Raw genomic sequence first — 13,670 nt, forward strand, 5'->3', positions numbered from 1 at the left:
TCCCGGCCGAAGGTACACGTTCCCGCGTGGCCGATTCTTTACCGCTTACCGGATAGCGCCCGCGGGAAGGAAACAGACACCGCGGGAAGGAAGCGGTCCCGCGGTATCCAGGACGAACAATTGCTCGCTCACCCCCCATCCGAGAGTCGGTTGCCGATGTGTGCGGCCACCATCATGATCGTGGCGTGCGGCCCGCTACGGCCTCCCGTCGGCAGGATCGACCCGTCGACGATCCGCAAGCCCTCGGTTCCATGGACCGCACCGAGTGCGTCGGTGCGCACTCCCATGGGCATGGTGCCCCACGCGTGCTGGGAGAACCCGGGCACGGTGGCCACCGAGACACTGTCGGGCACCACGATGTCGGCGAACTCGGACGAGTGCAGCATCTCCACCATCTCGTCGGCACCCGCCCGCATCGCGGCGGTGACCTCTGCCGACGGCTCTCCGAACTCGAGACGGACACGTTCGCCGCCGGCGACGAGCCGCACCGGCGAACGGTGCATCGCGGTCACCTCGACCATCGGTCCACTGTGTGGGAGACCGTCGATGTAGGTCGCGAAATCATCCCGATAGCAACGGATCTCGAGACCGCCGTCGGTGTGCAGCACGGACGGCAGCACCATGCCGGGTTCGGCCGGTTCCTTTCGGCGGTAGGAGACGGCCAGCCCCCGATGCTCACCGGCCTCGAGGAACGTCGCCCCGTCGAGCGGTTCGAGGTCCGAGGCGAGCAGCAGCTGGGCGGTGCCCAGCGTGCCGGCGGTCAGGACCACCTCGCCGGCTCGGACGGTGAACCGATCGGTGTGCACACCGGCGACACGGCGACCGTCGGAGACCTGGAGCCGCCGGACCTCGCAATCGGGCACGACGCGGAGATTGGGCCGGCCCAGGGCCTGGGCGAGGTAGGCCTCGGCGGCGGTCCGGCGCAGCATCCCGGACCGGTTGCCGAGCACACGGTTCACGCCGACCACCGGCCAGCGGTCATGAATCGGCCGAACTGCCGTCCGGGCCGACCAGTACCGTTCGAAAGCCCTTCCGGCATCACCGAGTTCGTCGTCGGAGACCGGTGTGACACTCATCGTGCCCCCACCCTCGCCCCCGTCGAGCTCGGAGTAGGCGGCATCGATCGCGTCGAGGCCCCAGCCGTCCGGCCAGGCCGCGAAGTCATCCGGATGCCAGCGCAGGAAGTATCCGCCGTTGACCACGGAGGAGCCCCCGATCGCACACCCCCGCGCGGCGGTGAGCCCGTCGAGATCGGTGGTGTGCCGGACCGCGTGGGGCGCGTGGTCGCCGATGGGAAGACGTCGCAGGTCTCGCTCCTCGGGGCCCGGCCACCGCCCGGGGCCCCGCTCGAGCAGCACGACGTCCCGCCCGGTGTCCCGCGACAGCTTCTCCGCGAGGACGCAACCGGCGCTCCCCGCACCGACGATGACGACGTCGGCACTCATCGCCTCGGCGCTCGAGTCGTCGGCGCTCACGACACCGCGCTCATCACATCGGGGATCAGATGTTTCTTGCGGGGCAACGTCATCGGGAGATGACCGGGCGCAACGCTTCTGCGTCCCGGTGGGTGATGACGCCCTGCCACAGACCTGCGCCATAGGCGAGGTCGTCGAGGCGGCGCATCAGCAGGTAGCGGAACGGCCCCAGGGCCGGCGGGGTCGTCGGGTCCGCGAGAAGGTCCCGGAACCAGGACACCACCCCTTCGACGATCGCCACCTGGATCGCGAGGGTGCGGAACCGTCTCGACACGAGGGCCAGCAGCAGGGCCACCGGCCAGTAGTGCCGGCAGATCGCATCAGCCGCCTGCAGCAGTCCGAAGCCGGCGGCCCGGCCGGTGAGTTGCGCCGAGACGAGCGGCGCCGCCGGCAGGTCGCCCAGCCGCTTGCGGAGCCGGGTCGCGAGATGGGTCAGGATGAGCATCGCCAGCGCGGCGCCGAAGCGGGTGCGGGTCAGCAGGGCGGCGACGGCCGCGGCCATCGGCACCGACATCACCAGCGGGGCGGCCCGGTTTCCGTGACGGGCGGCGAGGTGGGCCGCGCCGGTTCCGTAGAAGCACCGGCGGGACAGCACCGACCGCATGTCGGTGCGGTGATCGTGTGCGACCCGCGCGACCGGGTCGTAGCGAATCCGCCACCCTGCAGCGTGCATACGCCAGCATGCATCCACGTCCTCGGCGACCCTGAGTGACTCGTCGAATCCGCAGAATGCGCTGCGCCGCACGACGATTGCCGCGCTGGGAACGTAGGGGACCCGAGTGGACGGCAGGACCGCGGACTCCTCGGGACCCATGTCCAGCGACGACCAGCCGTTCTCGTAGCGCTCGGCCAGCGAGGACGACCGGTCGGCGGACCGGAGCCCGACGATACGCGGGGCCACGATCCCCACCGTGGGGTCGGAGAAGTGGGTGAGCAGCACCGTCAGCCAGTCCGGGTCGGGCACGACGTCGGAATCGAGGAAGGCCACGAAATCCGTGGTGGCAGCGGCTTCTCCGACGTTCCGCGCGGCAGCGGGGCCACGGTTCTCGTCGAATCGGATGACGCTCACACCCGGCCGGTCGGCGACGATCGGGACGTCTGACCCGTCGTCGACGACCACGACGGTCAGACCGTCGAGTGCATCGAGGAGGCGATCGACACCGGCCTGGTTGTCCTTGACCGGGATCACCACGGTGACATCGGCGGGCCGCGGGCCGAACATCGGGCGCGGGTTGGCCACCCCGGCGTCCAGGAGTGCGCGCGCGAGACGACGGGTCACGTTGTCGCACACTTCGATTCGACCGTCATCCGAGGTCATCCCCAGCGCGGTGTCGGACATGCGCATCAGCCGCGTCGGCGAGCCCCCGACGAGGTACCGCAGGTCGCCGCCGCGCGCGGACCGCAGGTCGATCTGGACCTGGAAGCCGTCGGGCAGGTCGGTACGGTTCTCCGGAGTATGCGCGGTGCCGGCATCCTCACTCGGGGCGTCATCCGAATCAGTCTGTGCGCCAATGCGTTCTTCGGTGCCGGCTTCGCTGCCGAGCGTGTCCCCGTCGGCCGGGTTCCGGCCGGTCACGTCCCTGCCCTCGGTCGCGTCGTCGCCACTGATTCTCTGGGCCGTGCGGCTGCGCCGAGGGGCCGAATCGTCGAGTGCGGTCATCCGAGTCGCCCCTGGTCGTCGACCTCCCAGGAGATGAGCGCCGCACCGAGCCGATCGGTCACCTCGGCCACCAGGCGCCGACCCTCGTCGGCGGAGGCCGCGGTGGGATCACCCAGGACGCCGTTCGGGCTGACCGCCCCGACCCCGCCCTCGCGCATGGCACCGAGGAGCGCTCCGACCGGCTCACGATTACCCGCGACCGCCCGCGAGGTGTCGACCGTCGACGGCGAGACATGAAGCAGCACCGAGGTTTCGGTGAAACCGGCATGTGCGTCCGCGCCCGGGAAGGCGCACGGGAACCAGGCGGCATCCCGCCCCTCGTACCGGAGGCGGGTCACCGCGTCGATCAGAGTCCGCGTGTTGCCGCCGTGCCCGTTGACGAACACGATGCGCCGCGCCCACCGGCAGGCACTGCGGCCGTACTCGATGAGCATCCCGCGAAGCGCGTCATGACCGATGGAGATCGTCCCGGCAAAGCCCTCGTGTTCGCCACTCGCGCCGTAGTTGAGGTCGGGGGCACGGAGGATGTCGGAATCGCCGAGGCGCTCACAGACGACGTCGACCACCGCCGTCGCGATCCGCGTGTCGGTGTCCAGCGGCAGGTGCGGACCGTGCTGCTCGACAGAACCGAGAGGCACCACGAGAGTGATCACCTTTCCATCGAGGTCCGGCCAGCTGCACTGCCCCAGCGTCGACGGTCCTGTCATCTGACCAATGCTAGCCATCGCGCTCCCAAGCTTCTGCCCCTCGGTCCAAAAACAAGGAGAAAAACGGGCCGAAAACGTCGTGCCGACCACATTGACGAGCGTTCGATCGGTTATGGAATGCTAAGGCGTGACACGTGACGCCTGACACAGTGGCGGTACAACGACCGGAGGACGACACATGAGCAGTACGACACCCCACCACAGCGGAAAACCCGGCCCACTCAGCTCCATCCGGGTCATCGAGTTCGCAGGTATCGGCCCGGGACCCCACGCGGCCATGTTGCTCGCCGACCTCGGCGCCGACGTGGTCCGTGTCCAGCGCCCCGGCACACTCCCCAAGCCCGGCGTGAACGCCGACGCGTTGCTGCGCGGCCGTCGCGTCGTCGAGGCCAACCTGAAGGACGAGACCGACCGCGCGACGATCCTCGATCTGGTTGCCAAGGCTGACGTCATCATCGAGGGTTTCCGCCCCGGCGTCATGGAACGTCTCGGCTTCGGCCCCGACGACCTCACCGAGGTCAATCCCGGCCTCGTGTACGGCCGTATGACCGGCTGGGGCCAGGACGGCCCCCGCGCCAACCTCGCCGGCCACGACATCAACTACATCTCGCTCACCGGCCTGCTCCACGCGATCGGCCGCAAGGACGATCGACCGGTACCGCCGCTCAACCTCGCCGGCGACTTCGGCGGCGGATCGATGTTCCTCGTCGTGGGCGTGCTCGCCGCTCTGCTCGAGCGCGGCATCTCCGGCAAGGGACAGGTCGTCGACGCCGCCATGGTCGACGGCGCTTCCGTTCTGGGACAGATGATGTGGGCGTTCCGCGGCACCGGCCTGTGGAGCGATACGCGCGGCACCAACATGCTCGACACCGGCGCCCCCTACTACGAGGTCTACGAGACCTCCGACGGCAAGTACATGGCCGTCGGCGCCATCGAGCCGCAGTTCTACGCCGAGCTGCTCAAGGGCCTCGGCCTGGCCGACGCCGACCTGCCGGCACAGAACGACATCGCGAACTGGGGCAAGCTGAAGGAGATCTTCACCGAGACCTTCAAGTCCCGTACCCGCGACGAGTGGGCCAAGGTCTTCGACGGCACCGACGCCTGCACCTCGCCCGTGCTGACCTTCGCCGAGGCCCCCGCCGATCCGCACATGGCCGCGCGCGCCAACCTGGTCGACATCGACGGCGTCACCCAGGCGCAGGTCGCCCCGCGCTTCTCGCGCACCCAGCCGGAGACCCCGGCCGGACCCTCGACCGAGGCCGTCGACCCGAAGACCCTCTGGGCCTGATCCGTCACCGGATACGAAGATCGCCACCTCCCTGAGGGAGGTGGCGATTCTCGTGTCCGAGGGGTCGACGTCTAGACCTTCGAGTGCCCCATGTCGATCTGGAACTCCGCACCGGTGATGCCCTTGGCGCTGTCGGAGGACAGGTACAGGACGGCGTCGGAGATCTCGTCGCACGAGGCGACCGGATGGTAGTCCAGCATCGACACGAAATGCGGCGTGACCCAGGGCTTTTCGAAGAGTCGGTGGGCTTCGGTGTCGGCCACCCCCATCGGGGTGTCGACCGCGTAGGGATGCACGCTGTTGACGCGGATCCGATGGTGACCGAGTTCCTTGGCCGCGGTCTGCGCCAGGCCGACGAGGCCGTGCTTCGACGCCGTGTACGACGCCTGCATCGGCATCGCCTTCAGTCCGGCGACCGAGCTGATGATGGTGATGGAGCCGCCGTTGCCGGCCTCGAGCATCGCCGGGACCGTGGCCTTGAGCGTCTTCCAGGCGCCGACGAGGTTGATGTCGACGACGTCGGTGAACTGTTCCTCGGTCAGTTCCCAGACCGAACCCCACGTGAGCACGCCCGCGTTGGCGATGACGTGATCGAGCCGGCCGAACTGCTCGACCGCATCCGCAACCAGCTGCTGCTGGAACGCCAGGTCGCGCGTATCACCCTGCCGCGCAAGGATCTTGCCGCCCGCGCCCTCGACGAGGCGGATCGTCTCGTCGAGATCCTCGGCCGTGGCGGGCGGATAGGTGGCGTGGTCGATGATCGGACCTGCGATGTCGAGACCCACGATCGCGGCGCCCTCACGAGCGAACCGGACCGCGTGATTACGGCCCTGACCACGGGCGATGCCGGTGATGTAGACGACCTTGCCGTCGAACTGTCCCATGACAGAACTGTAACACGTTCTAGTTCTGCCGCGGGCGCTGTTTCCCGCGGGTTCTACCCGGGAGCGACCTCGGGACACCTCCGCCCGCCGGCCGGATGTCCGGCGGCGGGCGGAGGTGTGTGTCCACTCGGATCAGACGTGCCCGAAGGACCGCTTGAAGTCGTCCGGGATGAGCAGGTCGTCGGCGGACAGATCGTTCACGCTCTTGTGTCCCAGGCCCATCAGCGCGCCGTCGAGGCCCATACGCATGAGGTCGAGGACGTTCTCGACGCCGGCCTGACCGTTGGCGGCGAGGCCCCACAGGTAGGCGCGGCCGATCATCACGGCCCGGGCGCCGAGTGCCAGGGCCTTGGCGACGTCGCTGCCGCGGCGGATGCCACCGTCGAGGAGGACCTCGATGTCGTTGCCGACCGCATCGGCAATGTCGGGCAGCAGACGGATCGTCGCCGGGGTGCCGTCGAGGTTGTTTCCGCCGTGGTTGGAGACCGAGATGGCCGTCGCACCGATGTCGACGGCGCGCTTGGCGTCGTCCAGACGGGTGATGCCCTTGACCATGAACGGTCCGCCCCACTGCTCACGCAGCCACTGGAGGTCCTCCCACGTGGGCGGCGGGGTGCCCATCCACTCGCCGTAGGCGCCGAAGAAGGTCGGGCCGGGGACACCCTGCGGGGTGAGGTTCGGCGCGGTGAGGTCGGGGATGGTGATCTTGCCGCCCTTGACCCAGTCCAGCGCGTACCGCGGCTTGACCGCGATCTCCGGGCCGAGACGCACCAGCGCCTTGAGGTTCACCTTCTCGGGGATCTCCGGGCTGCCCCAGTCGCGGCCGACGTTGAACACCCAGTCGGTCGTGACGATGAGACCCTTTGCGCCGGCGGCCCGTGCGCGCTCGGCACGACGGAGGATGTCCTCGCGGCTGCCGAGCCAGTAGATCTGGAAGAACACCTTGTCGTTGACGGCGGTGACCTCTTCGACGGCGTGCGAGGCGAAGCTCGACAGGCCCATCGCGGTGCCACGAGCGGCCGCGGCACGTGCGACGGCGACCTCGCCGTCGGGATCGACGGCCTGCACACCGGTCGGCGAGATCATCACCGGGAAAGACAGCTCCTGCCCCATCACCGAGGTGGTCATCTCACGCTCCGGCTGCGCGCCGACAACGTGTGGCGCCCAACCCAGTTCGTTGAAAGCCTGCACATTGTCGTCGAGGGTCACCCCGGCCTGCGTGCCGGCGACCAGCGACGAGTAGACCGACTTCGGCAGTCGCTTCTTCGCCCGGCGCTGGGCCTCGGTGACCGTTTCGAACCAGGGGTTCTTCGCCCAGGGGTTGAGAGCCATTTATCCTACTCACTCACTATTCTCGGATGCGTGCCATCGCCCGGGATACACGTGTACCCAGGGGAGGACTCGACACTGTTGGGCCGCGGGCGGATTACCGCGCAGCAGGGGCGAACCCGGCGAGCGGGTTCTCATCACAGGACTTGGTGGGCCGACCGACCGGGGTGAGGTCACCGTCGGGCCGACGCGTCATGAGCGTCAGCGGGGTTCCGCGCGAATGATCCTTGTTCGCCGTCGGTTTGGTGCGTTCGCCGGCGAGGAGTTCTTCGCCGTAGCCCTGCACGCACTCGGGGTCCGGTCCGGCCAGCGGCAGACCGGTGAAGAACTTGGCCGCCATGCAGCCACCACGGCAGGCGTCGAAGTGCGCACACTTGGTGCAGGCACCGGCGTTCTGCGGTTCACGCAGTTCGGTGAACAGATCCGAGCGCTGCCAGATCTCCTGGAATCCGCCGTCCGACAGGATGTTCCCGGCGAGGAAGTTCTCGTGGATCGCGAACGGGCAGGCGTACACGTCGCCGACCGGGTCGATGAGGCACACGACGCGTCCTGCACCGCAGAGGTTGAGACCGGGCAGACCGCCGCCGGAATCCCCGCCGAAGGCCGACAGGTGGAAGAACGAGTCGCCGGTCAGCACGCGATCACCATGTGCGACAAGCCAATCGTAAAGCTCACGCTGTTGTTCGGGCAGCGGGTGCAGGTCGTCCCACACGTCGGCGCCACGGCCGGACGGACGCAGGCGGGTGATGCGCAGGGTGGCGTTGTACCGGTCGGCCAAGGCCTTGAACTCGTCGAGCTGCGCGACGTTCTGCCGCGTCATGACGACACTGATCTTGGCATCGGAGAAGCCGGCCTCGGCGAGGTTCTCGAGCGCCCGGACCGCCATGTCGAACGAACCCGGACCGCGCACGGCGTCGTTGACCTCGGCGGTCGCGCCGTCGAGGGAGATCTGGACGTCGACGTAGTCCGACGCGGCCAGGCGTGCGGCGACCTTCTTGTCGATGCGCAAACCGTTGGTGGAGAACTTGACTCCCACCTGGTGGCTGGTGGCGTAGTCGACGAGCTCCCAGAAATCGGGGCGCACGGTCGGCTCGCCGCCGCCGATGTTCACGTAGAAGACCTGCATGCGCTGCAGTTCGTCGATGATCGCCTTGCACTGTTCGGTCGACAGCTCGCGCGGATCACGCTTGCCCGACGAGGACAGGCAGTGCACGCATGCCAGGTTGCAGGCGTAGGTGAGTTCCCACGTCAGGCAGATCGGCGCGTCGAGACCGCGCTCGAACTGGTCGACGAGGCGTCCGACCTTGGGCACCTGGTCGGCGGGCGCACTCGCCCGCGGGGAGGTCACGAGTTCGGCTGCGGTGGGCGGCATCTCGATGGTCGTCATCGTGTCGGTCCTAGGGTCGAGGCGGAAGCGGAGCACCGATCGGGGCTGTCGATCGGCGGTGGTGGTCGGTCAGGCCGCGCGGGGCGTGATCATCGCGCTGTCGGCCAGTGCCGTGAGCGCCTGCACGTACAGGGGCCGCTGTGCAGGCGTGACGCCCGCTGCGAGGAGGGCTGCCTCGGCGGAGTCGTGATCGACGAGCGACTGAACGATCCCGACCACGGTCAGGTTCTTGAGGAACGAGAGCTTGCGGGTACCGAAGTGGTACAGCAGGGCGCCGAACGGCTCGGGGCGCAGCGCCACCTTCGGGTTGAGTTCCCACGCGGCGAACGTGTCGAAGCCGGCGGGGGCATCGGGGGCTGGGGTGTCGAACCGGACCCCGGCGACCGCAGAACGGTCGCCGGAGGTCGGATTCGATGTCGGGGCTGACATCAGTAGACCCCGCACATCCCATCGATCGACACCTCTTCGACGAGCGACTCGGCGATGAGTTCGGTCTCGTTCGAGTTTGCAGCGGTAACCGCGGACTGGTCGGCCATGATCCATACCTCCTGATCTTCTAAGTGACTCGGATCACGATGGACTATAGTGGCACTCGGTGCAGATTTCTACCGCTAGAGCAAAACTGCCCGTTCGGACAGGCGATTCGGGCCCCTTCGGCCCGCTGCGCGGGAACGGATCCCATATGGTGAGGTCTCGATGACTCCGACGACACAGCAGGACGCGGCCCCCGGGCGGGCCGCACCCGGGCGACGCCCGATCTCCTCACGCGCCCGGATCAGCGCGCTCGCGATCGGCCTGTTCACCACCCGGGGTTTCGAGGAGACCAGCGTGGACGACATCGCCGAGGCCGCGGGCATCGCGCGTCGCACGCTGTTCCGGTACTACTCGTCGAAGAACGAGATCCCGTGGGGAGAGTTCGACGAGCATCTGGGCGAGCTACGCGGACTCCTCGCCCAGATCCCCACCGACATCCCCATGGCCGACGCCCTCGTGGATGCCCTGGTCGTGTTCAACCGGGTGCCACCGGAAGAGCTCGAGAACCACCGCCGGCGCATGTCCCTGCTGCTCGGAGTTCCGGCACTCCAAGCACATTCGATGATCATGTACGCGGACTGGCGCCACGTCATCGCCGAGTTCTGCGCGGCCCGGCTCGGTCTGGACGAGAACGATCACCTGCCCCAGACCATCGGGTGGTTGTGCTTGGGCGCGGCACTCGCCGCCTACGAGCAGTGGCTGGCCGACCCCGACGCCGACCTCGAGAGACTGATCAGCGACGGCGCGCGGACCGTCGCCACCGGTGTCGCATCACTGACCCGCGTGCCATGATCGGCGGGGCCGACCACGCCGGCCCCGAGAGGGCCTCGTGGGACACCCACCGGTTGGTCTATCCTGAAGTAGAACGTGTTCTAATTCGGCCCGGTTCGCCCGGTCCTCGACGTCGGAGAGCTGCTACATGCCTGACCTGACCCCTCACGGCTCACGAAGCGTGATCCTCACGGTGGCCGAGGTGATCGATGAGACGTCCGATGCCAAGTCCATCGCCTTCGAGGTCCCCGAGACGTCGTCGGCCGCATTCACCGACTACAAGCCGGGACAGTTCCTCACCCTGCGCATCCCGAGCGAGCAGACCGGCTCGGTGGCCCGCTGCTACTCGCTGGCCTCGTCGCCGTACACCGACGCTCGCCCCAAGGTGACCGTGAAGCGCACCGTCGACGGGTACGGCTCCAACTGGGTCTGCGACAACCTCGCCCCCGGCTCCCAGGTCGAGGTGCTGCCGCCGTCGGGCGTCTTCACCCCCAAGTCCTACGACGACCCGTTGCTCCTCATCGCCGCGGGCAGTGGCGTGACGCCGGTGATGTCGATCCTCAAGGCGGCGCTGAAGAAGAGCAGCGCGCCGATCGTCTTCTTCTACGCGAATCGCACCGAGAGCGACGTGATCTTCGCCGCCGAGCTGCGCGACCTGCTCCACGCCCACGCCGACCGGCTCACCGTCGTCCACTGGCTGGAGAGCCTGCAGGGGCTACCCACCGCGGCGGCTCTGGCCTCGGTGTTCGCGCCGTACTCGACCACCCACACCGCCTACATGTGCGGACCCGGCCCCTTCATGGATGCCGTCCACAAGGCCCTGGCACAGGCGAACTTCCCGCACCACAACGTCCACACCGAGGTGTACAACTCGCTGTCCGGCGACCCGTTCGCCGACGTCGAGCTCGAGGAGGTCAGCGAGGAGGACCAGGCGTCCGCCGCCACCGTCGAAGTCGAACTCGACGGTGAGACCCACACCCTGACCTGGCCGCGCAAGCGGACGCTCATCGACGTGATGCTGGCGGCCGGTCTCGATGCCCCGTACTCCTGTCAGGAAGGCGAATGCGGTTCCTGCGCCTGCACTCTCACCGAGGGCTCCGTCGACATGGACAACGCCGGCGCCCTCGACCCCGAGGACATCGCGGACGGGTACATCCTGGGCTGCCAGGCCCACCCGACCTCGGACTCGCTCAAGATCGAGTTCTGACCGGTAGTTGGCGAACAACCCGAAGGAGCACGACGACGTGACACCCATCCGGAAGTCTCGACCGGTCCACCTCGCTCGCGGCCTGGCGGTGATGCTCCTCGGCATCGGCGTGCTCCATTTCGTCGCACCCCAAACCGTTCGACGAGATCATCCCGGAGGAGATCCCCGGCGATCCGCGTACGCTGACCCACCTGTCCGGCGTCGCCGAGATCGGCCTGGGCGCCGGACTTCTCGTGCCTCGGACTCGCCGAATCTCCGGAGCGTTGTCGGCCCTGTTGTTTCTCGCCGTCTATCCCGCCAACCTCAACATGGTGCGACTGTGGTGGGACAAGCCGCTGCCCTACCGGATCGTCGCCGTGGCACGCCTGCCGTTGCAGTTCCCGATGATCTGGGCGGCCATCCGCGTGGCGCGCGAGGGCTGACTCATCTCTGCCCACGGAAGTACGCGCGTTCCTCGGGCGTCCGGTGCTCGATCGCGTAACTCAGTGCCGTGCGGCCCATTCGAGCCGCGTTCTCCTCGAGGTACGTCAGGAGTGTCTGCTCGTCGACGCGCTTGCCCGTCTCCCGGAGCATCCACCCGAAGGCTTTCTGGATGAGGTCGCGACGGTCGTCGCGGACGAGCGGCGCCACGGCGAGAAGTGCTGACGCATCACTGTGTTCGATGTGTGCGAAGGTCGCGATGATCCCCACCCGACGCCGCCACAGGTCGTCGTCGGCCGCATGGGCGAGGATCACGCCCAGCTCGCCGCAGAGTCTGCAGAACTCGCCGAGTACCGGATCGGCCGAGGAGTCCACGAGATCCCAGTTGTTCACCCGGCCTCGACGAACCGCATCGAGGTACAGCTCGACCCACCGCGTGGCCTCGTCCCAGTCCGGGCCCGATCGCGGCCGCAGGGCTCGTTCGAACTCACCTCGGAGCAGGGCCAGCGCGATGAATCGATGTTCGTGGACCGGCGAATCCAGCAGGGCGACAACCTCGCCGGCGTCGATGCCGCGGAAGCGTCTGGCGATCGCCCGCTGCTGCGGCACGCGCAGGCCGATGAACTCGTCGCCCTCGCCGTAGCCGCCGGGGCGGGCCTGGAAGAACCTGGCGAGGTCGACGGCACGCCGGGGGTCGGCGACCTCGGCGGCGGCAGCGCGCACCGCCGCGGCCGTCAGCTCGGCACCCACCGGCGCTAGAGCAGGTCGGCGATGGGGGTCGGCGTCTGCAGCTTCGGCCGGGTCTTCATCACCGCACCGACCTTGCCCGCGCCGACGACGCCGGTGAGCATGCCGTCCCGGCTGTAATAGGCCACGAACTTCTTTCCGTCGTCGGAGACGACGTGGACGGTGTCGCCGGCGCGAGGAGCACCGAGGACCTGGATCTTGACGTCGAACTGGTCGCTCCAGAAGTACGAGACCGCCGCGGTCACGGCGTCACCACCGGTGATCTGGTGCGCGACGACCGAAGCCTGATCGACCGTGTGATTCCAGTGCTCGACGCGATGCGGGGCGCCCTCGTCGTCGCGCCAGTTGGCGACGTCACCGAGTGCGTAAACGTCGTCGACGCTGGTGTGTCCGGTTGCATCGCAGGCGATTCCGCCGCCCACCTCGCGCGGCGCCAGTTCGATCCCGGAGCCTTCCAAGTAGCCGGTGACGGGAGTGGAACCGATGCCGACGACCACGAGGTCGGCGGCGAGTTCGGTGCCGTCGGCGAGCTTCACCGCGGCGACCTTCGGTCCGTTCGCGCCCTCGGTCACGACGATCTCGGCGACACCGACCCCGGTGCGCAGATCCACGCCGTTGTCGATGTGGAGCCGGGACACCAGCTTGCCGATCTCCTCGCCGAGCGCCACCGCCAGCGGGGTGGGGGCGGGTTCGACGAGGCTCACGCTCAACCCGCGCGAGGTGAGACTTGCGGCCACCTCACAACCGATGAAGCCGGCGCCGATGACCACGGCCGTCGAGGCGGAATCGATCTCCTCGCGCAGTGCGACCGCGTCGTCGTAGGTGCGGATCATGTGTACCCCGGCAACGGCGTCGGCGAGGCCCGGGAACGGCCGCGGGTCGAGACCGGTGGCCAGCACCAGGGTGTCGTAGGCGAGCCTGTCACCGGAGGCCAGGGTGACGGTCTTCTCCGTCGGCGACACCGAGGTCACCGCGGAGCCCAACCGCAGGGTGATGTCGGATTCGCCGTAGAACTCGGCCGGTTTGAGGTCGACGCGATCGTCCTTGCCCAGCAACACCGACTTCGAGAGCGGCGGACGGTCATAGGGAGGATGGTTCTCGGCCCCCACCAGGGTGATCGGATCGGTGAACCCGTTGTTGCGCAGGTTCTCCGCGGCCCTGATCCCGCCCAGGCCCGCCCCGACGATCACGACGCCCGCCCCTGATCCACTCATTTCGTCCCCTCTCACCGCGGACACCGTTCCTCCCGGGATGTCCGAGG

The 13,670-nt window shown here is 68.3% G+C and carries 13 protein-coding genes and 1 pseudogene; 4 read left to right on the top strand and 10 right to left on the bottom strand.

Translation table 11 applies throughout. The features are described from left to right. Nucleotides 1-128: 128 nt before the first annotated feature. The 3 genes from mftG to mftE form a co-directional block, all read right to left on the bottom strand. Nucleotides 129-1,445 carry a mycofactocin system GMC family oxidoreductase MftG gene (mftG, locus tag RVF83_RS00995; protein ID WP_039880173.1) on the bottom strand — a complete coding sequence of 439 codons (1,317 nt, stop codon included), beginning with the start codon at nt 1,443-1,445 and terminating at the stop codon, nt 129-131. A gap of 79 nt (nt 1,446-1,524) precedes the next feature. Continuing rightward, the gene (gene mftF / locus RVF83_RS01000) at nt 1,525-3,135 is read right to left on the bottom strand and encodes a mycofactocin biosynthesis glycosyltransferase MftF (RefSeq protein WP_005196524.1); all 1,611 of its coding nucleotides are present in this window, start codon (nt 3,133-3,135) and stop codon (nt 1,525-1,527) included. Beyond that, nucleotides 3,132-3,842 (bottom strand): mycofactocin biosynthesis peptidyl-dipeptidase MftE, encoded by a 711-nt coding sequence (mftE, locus tag RVF83_RS01005; protein ID WP_005196522.1) that lies wholly within the window; start codon nt 3,840-3,842, stop codon nt 3,132-3,134. Before mftE ends, mftF begins: the two co-directional genes overlap by 4 nt. Nucleotides 3,843-4,020: 178 nt before the next feature. On the opposite strand from mftE, the gene RVF83_RS01010 reads away from it, so the two are divergent. Beyond that, the gene (locus RVF83_RS01010) at nt 4,021-5,130 is read left to right on the top strand and encodes a CaiB/BaiF CoA transferase family protein (protein WP_005199918.1); all 1,110 of its coding nucleotides are present in this window, start codon (nt 4,021-4,023) and stop codon (nt 5,128-5,130) included. 71 nt (nt 5,131-5,201) lie between these two features. On the opposite strand, the gene RVF83_RS01015 is transcribed toward RVF83_RS01010, so the two are convergent. The 5 genes from RVF83_RS01015 to mftA form a co-directional block, all read right to left on the bottom strand. Continuing rightward, on the bottom strand, nt 5,202-6,014 hold the full coding sequence (locus RVF83_RS01015) for a mycofactocin-coupled SDR family oxidoreductase (RefSeq protein WP_005199919.1): 813 nt from the start codon (nt 6,012-6,014) through the stop codon (nt 5,202-5,204). 132 nt (nt 6,015-6,146) lie between these two features. Further along, the gene (gene mftD, locus RVF83_RS01020; RefSeq protein ID WP_005199920.1) at nt 6,147-7,346 is read right to left on the bottom strand and encodes a pre-mycofactocin synthase MftD; all 1,200 of its coding nucleotides are present in this window, start codon (nt 7,344-7,346) and stop codon (nt 6,147-6,149) included. A 94-nt stretch (nt 7,347-7,440) separates the two neighbouring features. Next, nucleotides 7,441-8,730 (bottom strand): mycofactocin radical SAM maturase, encoded by a 1,290-nt coding sequence (gene mftC, locus RVF83_RS01025; RefSeq protein WP_005199921.1) that lies wholly within the window; start codon nt 8,728-8,730, stop codon nt 7,441-7,443. A 69-nt stretch (nt 8,731-8,799) separates the two neighbouring features. Next, the gene (mftB, locus tag RVF83_RS01030; RefSeq protein WP_005199922.1) at nt 8,800-9,159 is read right to left on the bottom strand and encodes a mycofactocin biosynthesis chaperone MftB; all 360 of its coding nucleotides are present in this window, start codon (nt 9,157-9,159) and stop codon (nt 8,800-8,802) included. Continuing rightward, nucleotides 9,159-9,266, bottom strand: a complete 108-nt coding sequence (mftA, locus tag RVF83_RS01035; protein WP_035753529.1) for a mycofactocin precursor MftA — start codon at nt 9,264-9,266, stop codon at nt 9,159-9,161. The genes mftB and mftA overlap by 1 nt, the downstream gene beginning before the upstream one ends. 160 nt (nt 9,267-9,426) lie before the next feature. Between mftA and mftR the strand changes: the two genes are divergently transcribed. The 3 genes and pseudogenes from mftR (at nt 9,427) to RVF83_RS01050 (ending at nt 11,664) form a co-directional block, all read left to right on the top strand. After that, nucleotides 9,427-10,056 (top strand): mycofactocin system transcriptional regulator, encoded by a 630-nt coding sequence (gene mftR, locus RVF83_RS01040; protein ID WP_005199923.1) that lies wholly within the window; start codon nt 9,427-9,429, stop codon nt 10,054-10,056. A 127-nt stretch (nt 10,057-10,183) separates the two neighbouring features. Further along, nucleotides 10,184-11,242 (top strand): ferredoxin--NADP reductase, encoded by a 1,059-nt coding sequence (locus RVF83_RS01045; protein ID WP_005199924.1) that lies wholly within the window; start codon nt 10,184-10,186, stop codon nt 11,240-11,242. Nucleotides 11,243-11,333: 91 nt separating this feature from the next. Further along, nucleotides 11,334-11,664 (top strand): annotated as a pseudogene (locus tag RVF83_RS01050) (DoxX family protein). Between the two features lies 1 nt (nt 11,665). Here the strand turns inward: RVF83_RS01050 and RVF83_RS01055 are convergent. Then, a complete protein-coding gene (locus RVF83_RS01055) occupies nt 11,666-12,412 on the bottom strand; it encodes a DNA alkylation repair protein (protein ID WP_005199926.1) in 747 nt (248 codons plus the stop codon). 5 nt (nt 12,413-12,417) lie between these two features. Then, nucleotides 12,418-13,623, bottom strand: coding sequence for an NAD(P)/FAD-dependent oxidoreductase (locus RVF83_RS01060; RefSeq protein WP_005199927.1), 1,206 nt, complete (start codon nt 13,621-13,623; stop codon nt 12,418-12,420). Nucleotides 13,624-13,670: the final 47 nt, after the last annotated feature.

The organism is Gordonia rubripertincta (assembly GCF_038024875.1).
Lineage (GTDB): Bacteria > Actinomycetota > Actinomycetes > Mycobacteriales > Mycobacteriaceae > Gordonia > Gordonia rubripertincta.